At 37.7% G+C, this 20,340-nt stretch carries 17 protein-coding genes; 1 reads left to right on the top strand and 16 read right to left on the bottom strand.

Going from position 1 to position 20,340, the window contains the following annotated elements:
* Positions 1-9: 9 nt before the first annotated feature.
* The 6 genes from ACQRBH_RS09520 to ACQRBH_RS09495 all read right to left on the bottom strand — a co-directional run bounded on the left by ACQRBH_RS09520 (position 10) and on the right by ACQRBH_RS09495 (position 9,398).
* The gene (locus ACQRBH_RS09520) at positions 10-699 is read right to left on the bottom strand and encodes a glycosyltransferase family 2 protein (RefSeq protein WP_427761482.1); all 690 of its coding nucleotides are present in this window, start codon (positions 697-699) and stop codon (positions 10-12) included.
* 8 nt (positions 700-707) lie between these two features.
* The gene (locus tag ACQRBH_RS09515; protein ID WP_427761481.1) at positions 708-1,508 is read right to left on the bottom strand and encodes a glycosyltransferase family A protein; all 801 of its coding nucleotides are present in this window, start codon (positions 1,506-1,508) and stop codon (positions 708-710) included.
* A gap of 60 nt (positions 1,509-1,568) precedes the next feature.
* Positions 1,569-2,837 carry a lipopolysaccharide biosynthesis protein gene (locus tag ACQRBH_RS09510; RefSeq protein ID WP_427761480.1) on the bottom strand — a complete coding sequence of 423 codons (1,269 nt, stop codon included), beginning with the start codon at positions 2,835-2,837 and terminating at the stop codon, positions 1,569-1,571.
* Between the two features lie 124 nt (positions 2,838-2,961).
* Positions 2,962-6,393 carry a glucosaminidase domain-containing protein gene (locus ACQRBH_RS09505; RefSeq protein ID WP_427761479.1) on the bottom strand — a complete coding sequence of 1,144 codons (3,432 nt, stop codon included), beginning with the start codon at positions 6,391-6,393 and terminating at the stop codon, positions 2,962-2,964.
* 96 nt (positions 6,394-6,489) lie between these two features.
* On the bottom strand, positions 6,490-8,322 hold the full coding sequence (locus tag ACQRBH_RS09500; protein ID WP_427761478.1) for a GBS Bsp-like repeat-containing protein: 1,833 nt from the start codon (positions 8,320-8,322) through the stop codon (positions 6,490-6,492).
* A 167-nt stretch (positions 8,323-8,489) separates the two neighbouring features.
* Entirely contained in the window at positions 8,490-9,398 is a 909-nt protein-coding gene (locus ACQRBH_RS09495) for a nucleotidyltransferase family protein (protein ID WP_427761477.1), read from the bottom strand.
* 370 nt (positions 9,399-9,768) lie between these two features.
* On the opposite strand from ACQRBH_RS09495, the gene ACQRBH_RS09490 reads away from it, so the two are divergent.
* Positions 9,769-10,653 (top strand): hypothetical protein, encoded by an 885-nt coding sequence (locus ACQRBH_RS09490; RefSeq protein WP_427744137.1) that lies wholly within the window; start codon positions 9,769-9,771, stop codon positions 10,651-10,653.
* A gap of 60 nt (positions 10,654-10,713) precedes the next feature.
* Here the strand turns inward: ACQRBH_RS09490 and ACQRBH_RS09485 are convergent, their stop codons facing one another.
* The 10 genes from ACQRBH_RS09485 to ACQRBH_RS09440 all read right to left on the bottom strand — a co-directional run bounded on the left by ACQRBH_RS09485 (position 10,714) and on the right by ACQRBH_RS09440 (position 20,325).
* Positions 10,714-12,252 carry an MBOAT family O-acyltransferase gene (locus tag ACQRBH_RS09485; RefSeq protein WP_427761476.1) on the bottom strand — a complete coding sequence of 513 codons (1,539 nt, stop codon included), beginning with the start codon at positions 12,250-12,252 and terminating at the stop codon, positions 10,714-10,716.
* Between the two features lie 15 nt (positions 12,253-12,267).
* Complete coding sequence (locus ACQRBH_RS09480) at positions 12,268-12,495, bottom strand: acyl carrier protein (RefSeq protein WP_427761475.1); 228 nt, start codon at positions 12,493-12,495, stop codon at positions 12,268-12,270.
* Positions 12,496-12,511: 16 nt separating this feature from the next.
* Positions 12,512-13,495, bottom strand: a complete 984-nt coding sequence (locus ACQRBH_RS09475; RefSeq protein ID WP_427761474.1) for a hypothetical protein — start codon at positions 13,493-13,495, stop codon at positions 12,512-12,514.
* On the bottom strand, positions 13,492-14,691 hold the full coding sequence (locus ACQRBH_RS09470; protein WP_427761473.1) for an alanine racemase: 1,200 nt from the start codon (positions 14,689-14,691) through the stop codon (positions 13,492-13,494). Before ACQRBH_RS09470 ends, ACQRBH_RS09475 begins: the two co-directional genes overlap by 4 nt.
* Positions 14,684-16,207, bottom strand: coding sequence for an amino acid adenylation domain-containing protein (locus ACQRBH_RS09465; protein ID WP_427761472.1), 1,524 nt, complete (start codon positions 16,205-16,207; stop codon positions 14,684-14,686). Before ACQRBH_RS09465 ends, ACQRBH_RS09470 begins: the two co-directional genes overlap by 8 nt.
* A gap of 169 nt (positions 16,208-16,376) precedes the next feature.
* Positions 16,377-16,640 carry an HPr family phosphocarrier protein gene (locus ACQRBH_RS09460; protein ID WP_427744144.1) on the bottom strand — a complete coding sequence of 88 codons (264 nt, stop codon included), beginning with the start codon at positions 16,638-16,640 and terminating at the stop codon, positions 16,377-16,379.
* An 11-nt stretch (positions 16,641-16,651) separates the two neighbouring features.
* Positions 16,652-17,905: a CdaR family protein gene (locus ACQRBH_RS09455; RefSeq protein WP_427761471.1), complete on the bottom strand. Its 1,254-nt coding sequence runs from the start codon at positions 17,903-17,905 to the stop codon at positions 16,652-16,654.
* Positions 17,883-18,767 carry a diadenylate cyclase CdaA gene (gene cdaA, locus ACQRBH_RS09450; protein ID WP_235233869.1) on the bottom strand — a complete coding sequence of 295 codons (885 nt, stop codon included), beginning with the start codon at positions 18,765-18,767 and terminating at the stop codon, positions 17,883-17,885. The genes ACQRBH_RS09455 and cdaA overlap by 23 nt, the downstream gene beginning before the upstream one ends.
* 37 nt (positions 18,768-18,804) lie before the next feature.
* A complete protein-coding gene (locus tag ACQRBH_RS09445) occupies positions 18,805-19,929 on the bottom strand; it encodes a hypothetical protein (RefSeq protein ID WP_427761470.1) in 1,125 nt (374 codons plus the stop codon).
* Entirely contained in the window at positions 19,930-20,325 is a 396-nt protein-coding gene (locus tag ACQRBH_RS09440; protein WP_427761469.1) for a hypothetical protein, read from the bottom strand.
* Between the last annotated feature and the right edge of the window lie 15 nt (positions 20,326-20,340).

The following is a 20,340-nucleotide window of genomic DNA, read 5'->3' as shown; positions in this document are numbered from 1 at the left end:
TTTCTTTTCCTACTTTCTAATACACTCAATTAAAATAGCCAAAGTTACTTTTATCATATAATAAATAGATTTCTTAGGTGAGATTGATGACACACCACCTTCTCTTGCTTTCATTATAACTGGAAGTTCTTTAACTTTTTTCTCTTTCCTAAGAATCGAAACTACACTCTCTGGTTCTGGGTAATCCTTAGGGTAATCATATGCAAATATTTTCATTATTTCTCTATTTACCATTCTTAATCCAGATGTGGGATCTGTAATCTTTGTACCCGTCAATACACGAATTAATATTGCAAAATACTTAATTCCAATTCGCCTTGTACCAGATGACTGAAAGCCTTCTTTATTAATAAATCTTGAACCAATAACCATATCCAAATTATTTTCATTTAAATATTCTACCATCGTGTTTAAAAATTGAGGATCATGTTGTCCATCTCCATCTACTTGAACTGCAACATCATATCCTTCTTCATATCCATATCTATATCCTGTTTGTACTGCACCACCAATCCCTAGATTAATCGGAAGATTAATAATATTATAATGATTCCTTTCACATATCTTTCTTGTCTGATCTGTCGAACAATCATTTATTATCACATAATCAAAATCAGGTGCATTTTTCTTTATTGCTGTTACCGTTTTTTCAATATTCTCACTTTCATTATAAGCTGGTATTATGATTAATTTTTTCATTTTATCTCCTAGTTAACTTTATTTGATTTTTCACTTTTAGAATAGAATTTCACTATAATTTTAGCCATCCATTTTGGCCAAAATTTACAAAACATTTCATAATCTTCTTTACTTCTTGCATTATCTCCAAGAATAATTGACGTTTCCGATTCCTCATGAATACGATGTCCCATCTGTATACTAGAATCATACAAAAAGCAACCTTTTAATTTAGAAATACGTTCCCAAGCTTCCCAATCTTCATCCGATCGAAAATTAACTGTAAAAACAGGATTTGGCAAATTATTTACAGCAAATGTAACCGCTGGGCAACATATTCCATTTCCCAAAGCAAGGCTCCTTCTCCGAATGAATCTACTTCTTTGCAGCAGGTTAATTCTTAATGGTAATAATAATATTCTTTTTATTCTTAACAATTGATTATTAACAACTTTCTTTCCATTTCTAATTTCACAATAATCAGAAAAATAAATCAATGGTTTTTTGCATCTTTCTAAACATGTAACTGCATGTAAAGAATATTCTTCAAAATATATGTCATCCTGATGTGCAATTGTAACATAGGGAGTATTGCATTGATTATATCCAAAATTCCAATCTTGAACAATTCCGCTTTCACCCGTATTAACTTTTAATAATATTTGATATTTATCTGCTAAAGAAGAAATGTAACTATTAGGGGTTGATGTCACCATTATAATATTGGATTTTAGTCTTTGCTTTTTCAAAGAAATAATACATTCTTCCAAAAAAGGACTTTCCTTATATGCACATATTACAAAAGTATGTTTTTTAGTTAACTCACTCATAATAACCTTCCTTTTACTTTCTATTATCTTATATAGTATAACATTCAGAAACTTTTTCCGTCAATCAACTGAACCTCCTTCCTTTTTTTCACAAAATATAAATACAAAAATCAAAACTGCAAGTGTAAGGAACAAAACACCTGTTGAAATTAAATATGCATATCCTGCGCCTAAAAGTCCGAAAGACTTTACTAATGGATTTGATATAAAAAAAGCTACAACACTTGCAATCACAAAACCTATCAAAAAAAACAATTGTTTTCTCATCACTGTTAAAATCACTTGTTCAATTATTGCGAAAGCATAAAAAGCCCCTCCAACCAACAAAATAACCAATACTTTTTTATACTGAATTAATTGAACTCCAAAAACAATGGACAGTATTTGACATCCAAATGCACTACCTAATCCCAAAATAATTCCTGATATTCCAATGGCTCCTAGAAAAATTAGTCCGCATAATTTAAGAAACTTTTCATATTCTTTATGTAGCCATTTTTTAGATAACCGAACCAACAGCGGTTGCAATGCAAATCCAACAAATAAATTTGTAACGAAACAAGGCATAAACAAGTAAGTGTACAACGCTTGTTCACTCGATGACATATATGTATCAATTGCATATTTAGGTGCGTTACCAATATATATTAACAAAAAAGCACAAACACATAACGGAGCACATTCGTATAATAACAAAAAAATCTTCTTCCAGTTGAACTCTGGTTTTTCTAATATCACAACTTCTTGTGTAGATTTCACCAAAACTATCAAAATAAAAGTAGATATGAATATTGCTATACAAATACTAACCATTAAATTATGAGAAAAAAGCAAACTAACACAAAATGCAATAATGTAAGCAACAATTCTCACACTCATTATTTTCCCACTAATATCAAGTCTTCCTTGCTGTTGATAATATCCTCCATACACATCATCAACAGCATCCGTAACCTTTAACAAACATAGCAATACCGTGATTAATGCCTTTTCAAAAAAATATCCTTCTATTCTAACAAAAGCAAAAGCTGAAACTATCATTACGATACTTGTTATGATTCGAGACGCCAAATATACTCGCATAGAATATTTATGATTAATATCTGTAGCCTGATAATTTCTCATACCATAGTTAGCAACAGTCAACATCATCTGCGACGTTGAAAAACCCAAAGAAAACAATCCAGCATCTGCCACACCATTCACAAACGTTACCACCCATAGCAAAAGCATCGATACAATAGAATTTATACCGCTTGACATTATATTCCAAAAAACACTTTGTGTTTCAATCTTCTCTCTTTCAATATTCCACATCTTTTGCAACATATTATACTCCATCTAACATTTTACTTAATATTTTTTATTATATCATCAATTTAACTTCACAACAATGTATTCCACTTTCTATCCCCAGTTTTCTTAAATAAAAAATGCAGCAATGCTGCATTTTTTATTTTTTGAAAAACGAAGGTATATTACCACACGAAAATGATTCTTCTTTCTTTACCAACTTAATTTGAATTGCTTCTACTTGACGTGCATATCCCTCACTTCCTGCTTTTTCACCATTTTTTGCCCATCCTAACCATCCAAATTCTGAAGCATGGACACGATAATAAACATTATAGTTTTCTGATACTTTTCCTGTTAATTCTATACAAATTGCTTCTACTTGCTTATTTTTCCCTACTGTTCCAGCAATCTTACCACCAAAAACATAATCCTGCCATCCTACGTCTTGTACATGTGCTTTATATTTTACATCTCCTGACATATTCAAATTATCTAATTGAATCTTAATTGCTTCTATTTGCTTATTTTTTCCGGTCGTCCCAGCAATCGCACCATCACTAACATAATCTTGCCATCCTATATCTTGTACATGTGCAGAATAAATTATGCCCGCTTCTTTCTCTAAAAAAGAATTATCGGTTGTTCCTGGCGCACTTTCATTTTTATTAACTAATTGTATTTGAATCGCTTCTATTTGCTTCCCGTAGCCTTTATTTCCCGCTGGTAACCCATTTTTTGTCCATCCTAACCATCCAAATTCCGAAGCATGCACTCTATAATATACATCATATTTCGTACTCATTTCGCCAGTTAATTGAATTTTAACAGCTTCTATTTGCTTATTTTTTCCAACCGTTCCTGCCACCGAATTATTTGACACAAACTCCTGCCATCCTACATTTTCCACCAAAGCTGAATATTGAATATCTCCAGAATATTCCTGCCCAAACAATTGGACTTTAAATGCTTCTATTTGTTTGTTTTTTCCCGTTGTTCCTGCCATCTGACCATCTTTTACATATTTCTGCCACCCAATATCTTCTACATGAGTGCAATATCTAACAACTGTTGGATTCTGCAAAAATTCTTTAACATCATTTTTCAACTCCGGAGTTCCTTTAGGGAGCAATATAATTTGCATTGCTTCAATTTTCAAATCATAATTAATTGTACCTGCAGTTTGTCCATTTCTCGCCCAACCAAGCCACCCCTTATCTTGAACGTGTACTCGATAATAAATGTCATATTTATTATTATCATTTCCTGTCAATTCAATCTGAAGTGCTTCCATACGTTTATTTTGTCCAACTGTTCCTGACACTTCTCCATTCTCTTCATAATCCATCCATCCAATATCTTGAACAAATGCACGATATTTTATTCCAAGATCATTATTTAACACTGAATTTACTGTAAAAGCTTCAATTTTTTTGTTCTGCCCCGTAGTACCTGCCACTTCTCCATTTTCAACTTTTTGCTGCCATCCTATATCTTGTACATGTGCGCAATATTCTATTTTTTGTGTATTTATTTTATATGGAATTAGAGTATTTCCCGGAGCAGTTGACCCTTTCTTCAACATAACAATTTGCATAGCTTGCAATGCGTAATTATAATTCTGCGTGCCCGCTAATTCGCCATTTTTAGCCCAATCCAGCCATCCAAATTCCGAAACATATGTACGGTAATAAATATCATACTCAGCAGAAGACTCTCCTGTTAGTCGTATTTGGATTGCCTCCATTTTTTTTGCCTGCCCAACAGTTCCACTAGTTGCTCCATCAGATACTATATCCTGCCATCCAATATCTTGCACATGTGCGCGATATTCTATCCCCAAACTATTTATATCCTTTACTTTTAATTCAATCGCTTCAATAGACAAATTCTCTCCTATCGTCCCTATTACTTGCCCATTATTTACAGAATCTTGCCATCCAATTTCCTGAACATGTGCGCGATATTCTATGACATTCTTCAGTTCTTCCGGAACATTTATAGAAACATTTCCACTACTCTTCCCAATAACTTTCTTAACATAATCAGAACTAACATAAGCATACATATCATTATAATTATAATTCCCGCTATTTAATATGTTTGTCCTATCACTATTTAACACTGCATCACTTTGGATTTTATAAAATCCCCTCAAAGTATCATCCAATATAATGAAAGATTGATTTGAATAATTTTTAGTAGTATGAATAACCTTCGAAGTCGTATTTGGCTCATTTCGTACATTTAAATTCGTATGCTCTATTCCAATAAGATCTTTTATTCCAATCGAATATACATAAACATCTTGATTATCATAAGTCCTATCAATCATCCATGCTATATTAGCATTCTTTTCTCCCCAATAAGGATCTGATGCATATCTTACATTAATTCCACTACCCTTATTTCCTAAAAACCCCCCCGAATAAACCCAGTTTTCAGGATTTAAATATTGCTTTGACATATATGTTTCTGAAAAAGTTTTAATACAACTTTCAACACTTGAATATGTATTAGCACTATCTCCAGGAGATGAATCTATAGCATTTAATCCAAACAGATTATTATTATTCATTGCGATACTGCTTTTCCCCCACGCACTTTCATTTGCAGCAACAGCACAAGCTAATATTACATTAACACCATATTGATTCTGACAATTTTCAAAAATACTTCCCGTATTTGTCATCTTTGAATTCGTTACTTTTCCATTAATTATTTGATCTATCTGTTCAGCAGAATATTTTGTTTTACTACGCATAGGCAAATACTGAAAATAATTATAATATGGATCTGTACTATTAACCGCATAGTTTCTACTTCCCTGATTATAATCATCTAACATACTACCAAAATTATCCTGTGTGTAAAAATAATGACCATCATAACTATAATACTGTTCACCTACATTCAGATAATTTGGAGCTGGTCCATTATCTAAAACTGTTGCATAATCATTTTTTGTTATATTTGTAGTAATATAATGATATAATCTTCCATTTGAAACTATATAATAACTTATCGATTGAGCTGAACTAATATTTACTACTTGCACCAAACTGGAATCAACTAATCCTATTACCCCTGATATCATAAATTTGACTTTTCCATTTTCAGTACCAAGATAAGCAGCATCTGCTCCAAACATACCATTTATATATCCAGAATTAACTGTACCATACTCTGTATATTCAGTAACAGCATTCCCTCTCGTATTAAAATTTACAATTTGGGGAGTAGCAATACGTGTATACGCAGAAACATTATCTTCTAAATATCCACTTTCACTTTCAACCTCTGTGATGTTTCCTTCCGCATCCATTGTAGTAATAACACTATCAATCCTGATATTTTCTTTTTGCAAAGCAATTTCCTCTTTGGATATCTCGTTTGAAGAATCTGATACCTCTGTTTCCTCCACATCTGTATTCTTAGAATTGGATTCTTCTTCACTGCTTACTTTTACACTTTCTATTTCAGTATAATTTTCTTCTGGTTCGTCTGCATAAGAAACATTACCAAACACGCCAACCACAAATAACATAAAACATAAAATTAACGAACATCTTATTTTCCGTTTAGCACTCATTCATCTTCCTCCCCCCAAATCTACTACAATGAATTGTAGCATAATAATATACCGCTGTCGACAAATGTATTTGGTCAAACATTAATACACTACTACCTAATTAACATTTCCAATAGTTTCGGTAACTTTATATTGTACTCCATCTTCTCCTACTACATATACATGAATCTGATATTCTCCCAATTTATATCCAAATCTCGAAACATTCACACGAGCATAATAACTTCCATCTTCTCGCTGTTCCATTCCAATCCATTGTAGATCACTCTGATCTTCATTCGTCCATACAGCAATCATTACCTGACTAATATCTTCTGGTATATTTGCAATATCAGTTACCACTACCGGTAATGCTCCCGTCTCTCTCTCGTATGCTTCCACCCATGCATTAGCCATCGGAAGTTTTCCTTCTCTTAATAATAATTCTTCTTTTGTTTCATCAATACTTGCAAGTTCTTCCATTCTTTTTGATTTTCCGCTCACCCCCTCCTTAACAGCATTGATTCCCAAACGTTCTGTAAGTGTCTGTGAAGTCGAAAACAAATTGGTTCCCAACCCTAGTCTGTTACCTTCTATATTAGCTCCCAAAGCTGCCAATGTTGTCGGAAAAGTATCGAACGTAGTATAATCTCTCTCTTCGTTCGTCGCCACACCTTCTGCCGAATTGATATATGATGTATAAACTTTTCGAATATAATCATCTTCAACATCTTCACAATAATCTACGTCCATAGTCGGATGATCACCCACAATCACAATCGAAGTGTTCTCATAAAAATCCTGCTCTTGTATCCATTGAATAAAATCATATACCTGCCTGCTGGAACAAGACATTACATTTGAATACTGCTCATCTCCATACGTTTCAGGACAGATATCACATACATATCCATCTTCAAAATGAGTATCTACAGTCAGCATCGTCAGATTAAATGGCTCTTCCTGGCTTGATAATTCCAACAATTTTTCCTTGGCAAATCCAAATAATTTTTGATCTTCATACCCCCACCAGACCTGATAATCTTCTGGAATCATTCCAGATTGTATCGCATAATTATAATCCACAATATCATAATTCCCATGTTCCGTAAAATATAGTCTTCTTCCTCCAAATGTTGCATCCGAGCCAATCATCAACGTCTGAGAATATCCTTCACGCTCCAAAACATCTCCTAATGTTATTGCACTTGGAAAAAACGAGTCCTGAGTATCCATATTATTGCCGTCAATTGAAATACTTAATGGCAATCCTGATGTATGCGCAAACATTGCCCCAATTGTCCATGTAGTCCCTGGCATCGAATATCCACCATTTAACTTATCTTCTTCTCCAGAAAAATCCTCATTCTCCTGCGCAAGCTTCGTTAATTCAGGAATCACATTTTCTTCAAATGCACCTCCATTCTCTGTATCTGCATAAGTCGTTTCCATGGACTCTAGAAAAATAAATATAAGGTTTCTCTTTTTTTCTGGGAATGTAATCTCAACCTCTGCCGGATCCACATAATAATCATCAATGAAATCTGAATATTCTCCTTGTGCTTTCACATAACTTCCTGCATCTAATTTCGTCCATGCGCTCCTAACCACAATTGTTGAAACAGCAAGAGATGCTATCATACCCACTCCCATAACTACATAATACTTTTTCTTCTTGCGCCAAGCAATAAACAACATAAGAATCAACACAAGAACCAATAACGTAGGTGCAACACACGTATTCAGATATTCCATAATCATTCCTTCATTTGTTCCATCCAATGGAGCTGTCAGATGATACACCAATTCATCCATTGTCAGATTGCTCCAAGTATCAAACATCCACTGAATGCTAAAACACAGAATTGTCGCCAATACCGTTAATACTACTGTTAATACTGTCCCTAGCATTGTCAAAACTTTCTTTATGATCCGCAAAGCTTTTCTCATTATTTACACACTCTTTCCACTTATTTTACATATTTCGACATTTTGTATTATATTAGATGGATTTAAAGAATTCAACTTTTACATTTCGATTCATAAATTTTTTACAAATTAAGAGGCCATCCCCGAAGGAACAGCCTTTTTACTCTTACTTTATCTCTATATCTACGCTAAAATAATCTTTCTGGATATACCCCTGTTGCAATCAATTCTTGTATTGCTTCTACAACAGCTCCTTTATCTTCCTTATATGTAACCCCAAACCACTGATCATGTGACTTTAAAACTTTTACTTGTGTCTTACCTTCTTCCAACAACTGTCCGATAATCCTTGGCAACAAGTATTCTGCCTTAATATCTTCTTTTTTAATACCATCTAAGAATTCTACAAATCCTTTTTCTAATATTTCAAAGAATTCCGGCTGTAATCCCCACATATTCATGGATACTGGAGAATCCAGATCTAATCGTATCTCTTCTCCGTCTTTTACTGCAACTGCATAGGCATCTCGCCCTGCAATCTCATATGTCTCTTCAATTGCTCTCAACATATTTTCGTCATCTACTTTGCATATTCCTCTGGTCACCGTCCCATTCTTACTTAACGTATTCTTTAGAACGAATCCAACCATACTAATGTCTGATGCATCGTGTTCTTTTATAAGCTCATCATAAGCCTCTACATATGCTTCTTTTCCGTAATAATCATCTGCATTGATGACAAGAAACGGTTCATGCACTACATCTTTGCAGCTAAGGATAGCTTGTCCGGTTCCCCATGGTTTGGTTCTTCCTTCCAGCTTATCTTTGAACTGCGTTGGAATATTATTTAATTCCTGATAGGCATAATCAACCGCTACAACTTTCTCAATACGATTGCCTATGATTTCTTTAAAGTCTTTTTCCAGATCCTTACGTATTACAAATACTACTTTATTAAATCCGGCTTCCAGAGCATCATAGATAGAATAATCCATAATAATCTCTCCATTTGGTCCTACCGGCTCTAACTGTTTAATGCCACCACCGAACCTGCTTCCGATTCCTGCTGCCATGATAACTAATGTAACATTTTTCATACTCTTTACTCCTTGTACAAAATTAATAGTTCCTCGTTAGTTGATTGTATTATACAATACTTTTTTAGAATTGTACAACGATACTTATGAATGAGGTTTTTATTGACTACTTGAATTCCACCTAATATTCTGTAAAATATCTTTAATATCTACTGGTATCTTTCCGTATCACATGATAAAATATCTTTAAAGCATTATTTTCTACAATCTAAGCGGCAACGCATCTGATATTATCTCTATAATTATCTAATCAGGAATCTCAATGCTTTATTTTCCACAATATTAGCAACGGGGTTTCTCACAGGATGCACGGTGCACAGGACTTTTACAAAGAGAAGCCCCGCTACATTTTCAAAAAGGAGGGCTTCTTATGACATTAGCAACCAAAAACACCCCTGTTAATCGCACCTACAAATCCAGGATATTTGAGATGATATTCAGTGATAAAACTGAATTACTGACCTTGTATAATGCAGTAAATAAGACTCACTATACGGATGCAGAACAACTGGAAATCAATACATTAGAAAATGCCATCTATATGTCCATGCACAATGACCTTTCCTTTCTCATTGATTCCAGACTATCTTTGTATGAGCATCAGTCCACCTATAGTCCCAATCTTCCACTGCGTTATCTGTTCTATATTTCAGACCTGTATTCTGTCATGACAAGAGATTCTAATCTATACGGGACAAAAAAAGTCATACTCCCAACTCCAAAGTTCCTAATCTTCTATAATGGTGTACAAGAGCAGCCGGAAGTTCAGGAACTCAAACTATCGGATGTGTATACCGTCTCAAATCAAGAACCATCTCTGGAACTAAAAGCAACTATGTTGAACATCAATCCAGGGAAAAATGAAGATTTAAAAAATGCCTGCAAAGCCTTAAAAGACTATGCAGAGTATACTTCAAGGATTCGTCGATACACAGAGACTATGTCGCTTCCAGATGCCGTAGAGCAGGTAATCAATGAATGTATTCAGGAAGGAATTCTAAGTGAATTCCTTTCTGTCCATAGAACGGAGGCAATAGCTATGAGTATTTATGAATATGATGAAGAGCGACATATGCGACAGACCCGAGAAGAAGGGTATGATGATGGTCTGACTCGTGGACGCATTGAGGGATTGGAATTATCGAACCTTCTCATAAGGAAACTGGCAGAGCTTGGGAGAATGGATGATATTGTAAAAGCTGCCAATGACCCTGAATATCAGGAGAAGCTTCTTCTTGAATTTGATTTAAAGTAAAATTCTATGTCATAAGAAGGATGGATTTTTCTATATTTCCGTCCTTTTTATGACACTTTTCTAAAACTGTGCGTAGATGAATCCGCCAGCTGTATCCATTACACAACCGAACATTGGGATGCAGAATACCAACATACCATATACAACCCATCTTAATATCAACGGCTTCTGCCCAAGGCTTTCCCGGATCTTAACTCCTCGTTCTTGAAGCACGCTGATCAAGAATACGACAAGACATCCCATTGCCAGAATCGCATAATCCAGCCGATCCAATCCCAATGACATTAACGTTCCGTCCGAAAGCGTCTGCAATGCGAATCCTGTCACCGTATTTTTCATCATAGTCCATGCTGCCGACAGGCTGACCGCCATATCAAAATACCAGCTGATATTGACCAACAGAAAGGTTCGCAGAATCTGAATCACATGCCAACACTTGGACTTGGGATCTATATGGAAGAATGCGAATCCTTTCTTATAGATTGGAGCAAGGAGACTACTGATTGCAATAATCAGACCATTATAGAATCCATAAGCAATGTATTTCCACGCTGCTCCATGCCAGATACCTACTACAAGAAACACAATAATATTAGCCACACAGATAGGCAGGACTCTTCCAGTCTTCTTCCCGAATACTTTCTTGGTCCACTTTCCGAACTTTCCCATCCATTTTGATAAAGAGATTGGATAGAAGATATAATCTTTCATCCAGGTTCCCAGTGTAATATGCCAACGATGCCAGAAATCTGTAATCGAAGTTGCAAAATACGGTCGCCGGAAGTTCTGATCCAGTTCGATTCCGAACAGACTTGCCACCCCTGCCACTACATCCATTCCACCAGAAAAATCCATATATAATTGAATCGAATACATCAGAACTGCTACTATATTCGTGACACCTGAATACTGTGTATAATTCAAGAACACTTGGTTGACCACTACGGATGCCCGGTCGGCAAGTACCAGCTTCTTGAAGAATCCCCATAAGATTAACTGTAAGGCGTTCTCAATGTTGATGAGATCAAACCGATGTTCTTCATATAATTGTTCTGCCAGCCGATGATACCTTCCAATTGGCCCCTGCAGGATCTGCGGAAAGAAGGAGACGAACAGCGCGAATCGGAAAAAGTTATGCTCAGCCTTACATTTTCCCCAGTACACATCGATGATATATCCCATCGACTGGAAAGTATAAAACGAGATACCAAGAGGCAATAGAAGCAGCTGAAACGAGATGCCTGTATGGAATACGGCATTGATATTCTCAACCACAAAGTTTGTATACTTCAGAACTGCTAACATTCCAAAGTTCAATACCAGGCATCCTGTCAGAATCGCTTTTTTTCTTGCTTTCCTTCTCTTCTTTTCTTCCTTTGAATCCCCTTGATCACGATCGATCCACTCCAGAAGTCTTCCCGTACCGTAAGTGATAATGGTAGTATACAGAAGGAAGAACAGGAGTCTTACTCCTGATGACGCATAATAGATATAGCTGAATATCAACAGCCAGATCCATTGATACTGCTTAGGGATCAGGTAATATCCCACAGACGCGATTCCTACGAATAGCAGGAATTTCATTGATATCAGAGACATATCTTTCCTCCACTTTTAAGCTTCCTGGAGCCGTTGTACCATTTCCCATAATGCCTGTGCAGAGTTAAAATTCTCCGGGATGATATCGACTGGTGTGATCTCAACATCAAAAGCATCCTCCAATTCACTTACAATACTTAAGATTGCAAATGAATCCAGTAATTCGTCGTCAATCAGAGTTGTACAGTTCTCGTAATCCACATCTGACTGAATATCCTTTAATATTTCTAATAATTGTTCCATTGTCTTGTTCCTCCTTTTAATCATTCTCTTTTAGATAATCGCCTAGTTCAAGGCTGAATTGTTCTGCTGCATCTCCATACATGTGACCATCATAATCCCAATAGTTATCTATACTTCTGTCAAACGCAAGAGCCGAATCAAAGATAAAATTATGATATGGAATACGATATTGCTGCATCAGTTCTGTAAAATACCGGTCAGACTGCTGATAACTTTCCGGTGTGTTGGCATATGTCTCTGCCGGTACCGGAAGTGTGATTACTTCCAGTTCAATATTTTCCTTCTTGCAATAGTATAAGATTTTTTCAAAATATTCTTTTGCCTCCGGCCGGAGTTGTTCCTCATTCCATGGAACATTATTGAAGGTTCCCTTCTCTGCTCCTTCTACCTTATCCTGATAGATGAAACCGTCACCACCGTAATGACCACCGGGAATATCCAGAATCGCCGGATCATATTGCCGATATTCCGCACTCAATTTCTTTCGGATTGTCTGCGGCGCCTGAGGAAGAAGATTCTTATAATAGCTCCACGGGAATATTGTCTGCCTATAATCCAGCTTTATAATCTTATCCCCAAGATACTGAAGCTTGTTCATGGACCAGGGCATTTCCTTATAGAACATACCAGCTACCGTCCCCATATTCTGGTCAGTAATCCAGTAGGATGGGTCCAGCTCATAGATAATCTTTTTCGGTTTCTGCTGCCTGCATGCTTCCTTGATCAGATAATAAGTATCGACAGGATATTCATTTGCCATGCACAAGTTAAAACTATTCTTTCCCGTTACCTGATCCACAACTTGTGGGCTGATTCCATACTGTCCATGGGATGTCCCTACGAACAGATAATCATAAGGGCCCTTTTCCTTCAACTCATGGAGATTCAGCCATATAACATTCGGTGGCATCGTAACCCAACTCAGGCAACAGGACAGAATCACGCACAAGATTACGAATATGATCATTCTAATGATAGGATTGTTTCTTTTCTCTTTCATTTTTCTGCCATCCCATTCATGATATCTGTCTGCTTCCGTTCCCGTATCATCTGAATGCCATTTTCCTTCGAGTAGAACAGTATCTGCGGAAGATCTCTGCTTAAGAACAGATAGATCCCTTCTGTAACCGCATAAGCTCCTGTCCGTTCGAAGATGATGATATCCCCCACTGCTGCATCTTTTAGTGGAAGTTGCTTCACAATGACATCATTGACTGTACAGAGTGATCCGCAGATGTTCCAATTCTCTTCTGTCACATCTCCTTCATTTTTTTGCACATTTTTATGAACATGTTGATAATATGGAGTTTTCATAGCCATCGCCTGCCCATAATATGTGAGATGATTGATTCCGCCATCCACGATTGCATACTGTTGTCCATGGTTTTTCTTTTGATCTGCAATGCTGGTCAGATAATATCCACAATAAGCAGACAGATACCTTCCCATTTCCAAAGTAATCTTCCCTGTATATTTTAATTCTGACAATAGGTTTCGAAGTCCTTGTAGTAACTCTCCATCATCCGTCTCCTCATCCGTCTGAAAATACGGAACGTAGAGGCCCGGTCCATATTCCAGTTCTTCTGCCTCATAACCTGATTCTTCTTTTAATCTCTGAAGAAATGTATCCAGATATCTCAGCTCTTTCTCAATCTTTTCCATCTTCTTTTTCTGCGTTCCGGAATAATACTGTAATCCTACGAAAGAGATATGCGGATATGCTTTCCGTTTTTCAATTATGGTACAGATATCTTCTTCATCAACACCGAACTGATTTCCACTGGTCAATCGGACCAATGCACGAATCACATTGCCTGTCTGAGCAGCACAATACTCCAGAAGCTCCAACTGTTCCAGGGATTCGATTGTATAAGTCCCCTTTGATCCATATGTTTCCATAATGGAGAGAATATCTTCTTTTTCTTTATTTACACCAGATAAGACAATCTGCTCCATGGCAATCCCTGCACGTTCACAGATACGGAATTCTCCCATTGAGCACACTTCATACTTATCAACGCATGTCTGAATCGGCTTTATCAGAAATGGATTGGCTTTCATTGCATAACACAGCTGAATTGACGGGGCAAGTTCTTGCTTTACCATCTTAATTCTACTTATCAGCTCATCAATATCAAAAAGATATGCCGGAGTAGCACATTCTCTGGCTATCGTCTGTAGCTGCACTCTATCCATAGATACCCTCCCTGTATTCTTTCAACATTTTCTTTCGGTCAATCTTCCCATTCTTTGTGATTGGAAGTCGATCCAGCTTCACCCACACGTTTGGAATCATATATGCCGGAAGCTTCTTTCCCAATGCGCGGACAATCTGCCGTTTCTCAGCTTCGCCTTCATAGAAAGCAACAATCTTATTCTCCGACTCATCATAAGTACAACAGGCTCTGCGGATTCCCTCTGCCAGCTCCATCGCCAGCTCGATCTCTCCCAGCTCGATTCGATGCCCCATATGCTTGATCTGGAAGTCTTTTCTGGAAGCAAAGTACAGATATCCATCGTGCCCATAATAGGCCATATCTCCTGTACGGTATATACGTTCCAGATACTTTTCATTTAGTGGATTCTGAACGAATACTTTCTCGGTCTGTTCCGGATTCCGATAATATCCCAGAGACAGGGCTGTTCCAGAGACGCAGATCTCTCCTTTCTTTCCAGCTTCCCGCACAAGTTGATTCTCCTCATCCAGCAAAAATACCTTTTCATTGGGAAATGGTTGTCCAATTGGCAGACTCTCTCCTGGCTGAAACTCCCTGTCCACAATATAGTAAGTACAATTACAGGTAATCTCTGTGGGCCCATATACATTCGCATACAAGGCATCCGGCAGATATTTTTTCCATTCATTCAAGTGCTTTATCGGCATCACCTCTCCACTAAAGATAATTCTATTTACTTTTTGGGGTACTTTATATTCCAGTCCTTTTAACGTTGTAACTATACACAATGCGGACACTGCCCAGATCAATGTAGTGATCTCTCGCTCGTCCAGATAATCCAAAAGCTTTGTCGGAAATGAGAACAGCTTCTTTGGAATAATCTGCATAGTTGCCCCTGTTTTCAAAGTAGAATAGATATCCTTCACGGATACATCAAAGTCGAAGGGCGCCTGGTTACCGATGACATCTTTGTCTGTAATCTCGAATATATCAACAAATTCTTCCATAAAATCAATGACTGATCGGTGACTGACTAACACCCCTTTAGGGATTCCAGTGGAACCAGATGTAAAAATTGCATATAAAGGATCTATGTCAAGTCTCTGCTCACGAATCGCTTCTAATAGAACTGCATCTTCTTCCTCCTGTACCGCTTCCAGAATATTTACAACATTTCCTTCATATTCCAATGTCTTGAACTGTTTCTCATAATCCGGGTGCAACACCAGAACTTCTGACTGAAGAGTCTGAAGAATCTGTTTCAATCTTTCTGATGGAAGCTTCGGATCCAGCAGCACATAAAAACAGCCGGCATACACTGCACCCAGGAATGCATAGATGGTCTCCACTCTTTTCTCCATGAATACAGGGACCGGTGACCTTGGCGGAACATAATTGGTCAACTTCGTTCCAACAGATTTGGCAGTTCTCCTCAACTCTTTATAAGTACATGCTGACGTTTCATCTGCAAATGCAATCTTATCTGGATAATGGATTGCTGATTGTTCCAGATAGTCTAATATATTTCTAATCATAAGATTCTCCTATTAATTATTTACACACTACTTATTAAGTTTATACTATAACTACCTTTAAATCTACATGAAATTCCTGAATAATTCTTAATATTTTTGTAATTTTTAAAACAAATCAAGATGGGCAGTTTACACATCTTATGTAAACTGCCCATCTCTCTTTTTCACCTTATTCCCCAAGTCCATCTGCAATGGCTTTTGTCATCGTCCGCATTGCTTCTTCTTCGTCTTCCCCGTCGCAGATCAGTTCAATCTCGTCGCCCTTTTTAATGCAGGCTCCAAGAACACTCAAGACACTCTTTGCATTGGCTGTCGTATTGCCATACACAAATGTCACTTTACACTTAAAACTGCTGGCAGTGTTACAGAAGATTCCTGCGGGTCTTAGATGCAAGCCTGTAGGATTGGTAATCGTTACTTTTTGCTTAACCATAATTCCTCCGTTTATTCCTCCTGCTCTTGTTTTTCATCCAGTATCACTTCTACGCTCACCTCATTCACCAGGGAACATCCCGCTGGGAGTTCCACTGTCACCGGTACGGTATAAGTTCCTGGTTTTGTATAATCTTTCAAATCTATACTGACTTTCTTTGCAATCGAGAATACACTCAAGACTTCACTCGGACCCTTGATCTGTATCTCCAGATCTACAACAGTCCCGTAACTCAATTCGAGCCTACTGTCAAGATTATTAACGGTAATGGAGCTGGTCGACACCTCGTAATTCTTTGCTCCCGGCTTTTCAACCGAGATTGTTACCACCACATTATCTGCATTCTCATCTACCAGTGCCACATCCTCCGGAAGATATTGAGATATGTCTATACTTCTCTCTGTCCTCTGTGTCAGATTGATTGCTGTGAGAGCAGATGCCGGTATCGTTATCTCAGTCACTTTTGTCAATGCACTCTTACTGCCCGAGATACGTACCTCCTGTGGCTCTACGCTGATCCCACTGATCTTATATCCTTCCGCCGCAGATACCATCGCAGTATCCAGTTCCACCTTCACGCTCTTGATCTGATGTAATTTCACTTCGACAGTTAGCCCCTCTTTTCCAAGATTATTGGCGAGCAGCGATTGGTCAATGACATTATTATTCGCATCGTACAACACCAGTCGTGCTTCCACTTCTGTATCCGATGACAATCCCGACACATCCACTTCTGCCACAACTCTGTTGATGCTGTCAATCACCGTCTTTGGACCACGAATCGTCACCTTTTCAGGATTAGCCTTCAATTCTCCGATGACATATCCTTCTCTTACCGTTCCCAATGTAGTAGGGGTGATCGGGAAATTATTCTTTGCTTCGTCATCAATCTGTATCTGAAGGTTTCTCGGGTTAGAAACAGCACTATCGTACTTATATCCCTCAATTTTAACTTCAATCGGGATCTGCGTTCCAAGAGAGATCTCTTTCATATCAGCAATTGCCACAATATCTTCTGCTTTGATATCATTCAACACGGAACGCTGAGCAGTCACTGTAACACTCACTTCCTGTGTATCATCTACAATCTGATAGGTTCGGTTTGCTGACGTTACTACTTCTTCATTGATTACTTGTACCGGAATACCGGTATAGGTCTTATCCGTTACCGGATCATCGATATTAACCACGATCAGCCACATGAACAATGCGATAAAGAAGGCTAATATCTTAAGACCGAAATTAACTGTTAGTCTTTTTTTCATGCTTATGCCTTCCTTTCCACAATGCTGTCAACCTATTTACTTCTGTCTGCTTATCCTGAATTCTTACCAATCTCTCCCTTAATTCTTTTTCACTGATATTTCGATAGATCCTGCCTCCCTGTGCCACAGAGACTGCTCCCGTCTCTTCTGATACTACAATAATCAGTGCATCGCTTACTTCACTCATACCGACAGCCGCACGGTGTCTAGTTCCAAGATCCTTGCTGATTCCCATGTTGTCAGACAACGGCAGATAACACGTTGCAGACACAATCCTGTCTCCCCGCACGATAATCGCACCATCATGGAGAGGTGTATTATGTTCAAAGATATTAATCAACACCTGACTGGACACCAGACAATCCATCTGAATCCCAGTACTCTCATATTCTGTGAGCCGAATGGCCTGCTCTACTACGATAAGAGCTCCTGTCTTGACCTTACCCATTGCATAAGCTGCGCTGATCATACTCTCTCTTGTTTCCTCACTGAAGCGCACCTTCTCTCGCTTGGTCTCAAATGGAATCATAGATGGCAGGAACTTCCGTTCTCCCAGTTTTTCCAGCGCACGCCTTAGCTCAGGCTGGAACACCACAACTGCAGCCGTCGCCATCACCGTGACCGCATTCTTGGCCAGGAACAGAATTGTATGCATCTCAAATATTGCGGCGATCAGAATGAATACAGCAAGTACCAGAATACCTTTCATGAGCATCCAAGCTTTCGTATTCTTAATCCACACTATCAGCTGATAGATCAAAAATGTAAGGATTAAAATCTCTACAATATCCGTAATACGCACTTCCGGGAAATACAAGTCTCTTACATATCTTCCAAGAAAATTGCTAATCTGCTGTTCCATCCTATCACCTCCTTTATATTACTATTATATGATGCCTCTAATCCTTTAAATTAAGATCCTTTCTAAGGCTCTGTGTCAGAAGCATCTTATCTACTTCTTTCATATCATGTTTCTTTGCAGCCGGTCCTTTTTTGGGTGCTGGCTTTTTTCCACTTTTTTTCACATTTACTTTACGGTTCTGCGCCTGGGAATCTGCTTTTTTGCGAACCGTCTCTGTATCGATGATCTCAGTCTCCTGACGTTCGTTAATTCGCTTAACAGTCTTCTCTGGTGTCGCCACCGATACCTTCGGAATTGCCTTTACATAATAATAATACTCATCATCTTCAAACTGAAGGTTCTCACTTCTTGCATAATCCACTGAGAACAGGAACAATTCCAGAATCAGTCCAATTACGATTGCTCCGATATTCCCACCGATCAAAGTTCCATAAGAAGTATGTACTCCTAATGCGATGTCTCCTGCCACAATCACAATGACATTAGCAACGGCACCTGCGACAATAGCCACCTTCCACGCATGATCCATAGAAGTTCTGCGCAGTGTAAATACTACAAAAAAGCATATGATAAATGCAACGATAACGATCCACATCTCTTTATTCTGAAATACCTGCTGTACATACTTTGTTACCTGCGTCAGCATTCCTTTTGCACCGACATTTTCAATATTCACAGAACTCTTTTTTACATATTCCAGCATGTAATACACAATCGTTCCGCAAGAGATTGCGATAAGACTGATTGGGGTTGCCACCAGACCACATGCCACCGGGATAATATATGGGACTTTCAGGAAGAATGCCAACGGTGTCAACAGAACGATTAATGCCTTCTTCGGTGTCAGCCGCAGATAGAAAATGTACATAATCAAAAATATAACTGCTGTTACCGCCAACATTCCAATAGACAAAGCAAACATATGGGCAAGAATCAGTACTGTTGCCATGATTACTGTCACCATCAACGGAAGGAAAGTACAGATTACCGCAAGTGCAAGACTTGCCACCGGCGATGCCACAGCCTTCATAAACCCTACATTGTGGTTGATTACCGTAAATGTCACAATTGCAAGAATAAACTGGAATATCTTGTCAAACACCTTTGAATTCTTAGCATATAGCTCTTGTATCCGTCCGCGAAATACGTATATCATATCCATCTATTTGTTCTCCTTTTCATACATCTTAAGCAATCTTGTCAGATTATGATTATATTTCTTCACTCTCTGTCTGGCCTTCTTATGCTTCTCATTATAAATAAAGCTGCTGATAATCAAATATATGATAACCAGCGCAACGTATCCCAGCAATATGATTCCAATCATCATCACCAATGCTCCATTTGACATCTTCTCCATCAGAGTATCCAGACCCGCCAGTATCACCAGTGCAACTGCCAATATATATCCAACGGTAACCCATAAAAAAGTGCATATCGTATGCAGACTTACATAATCCTTGCGGTAATACGCACTGATTTTAAAATCTTCCTTTCCTTGTGTCTGTTCATAGAACGCAAGATGGGTCATAAGTTTTACCTTTTTTTCATCTAACATAATCCACCTCAAAAT

Source organism: Bariatricus sp. SGI.161 (assembly GCF_050313695.1).
In the GTDB taxonomy this organism is placed as follows: domain Bacteria; phylum Bacillota; class Clostridia; order Lachnospirales; family Lachnospiraceae; genus JAFBIX01.
This window is presented reverse-complemented; position numbering and strand designations above follow the sequence as displayed.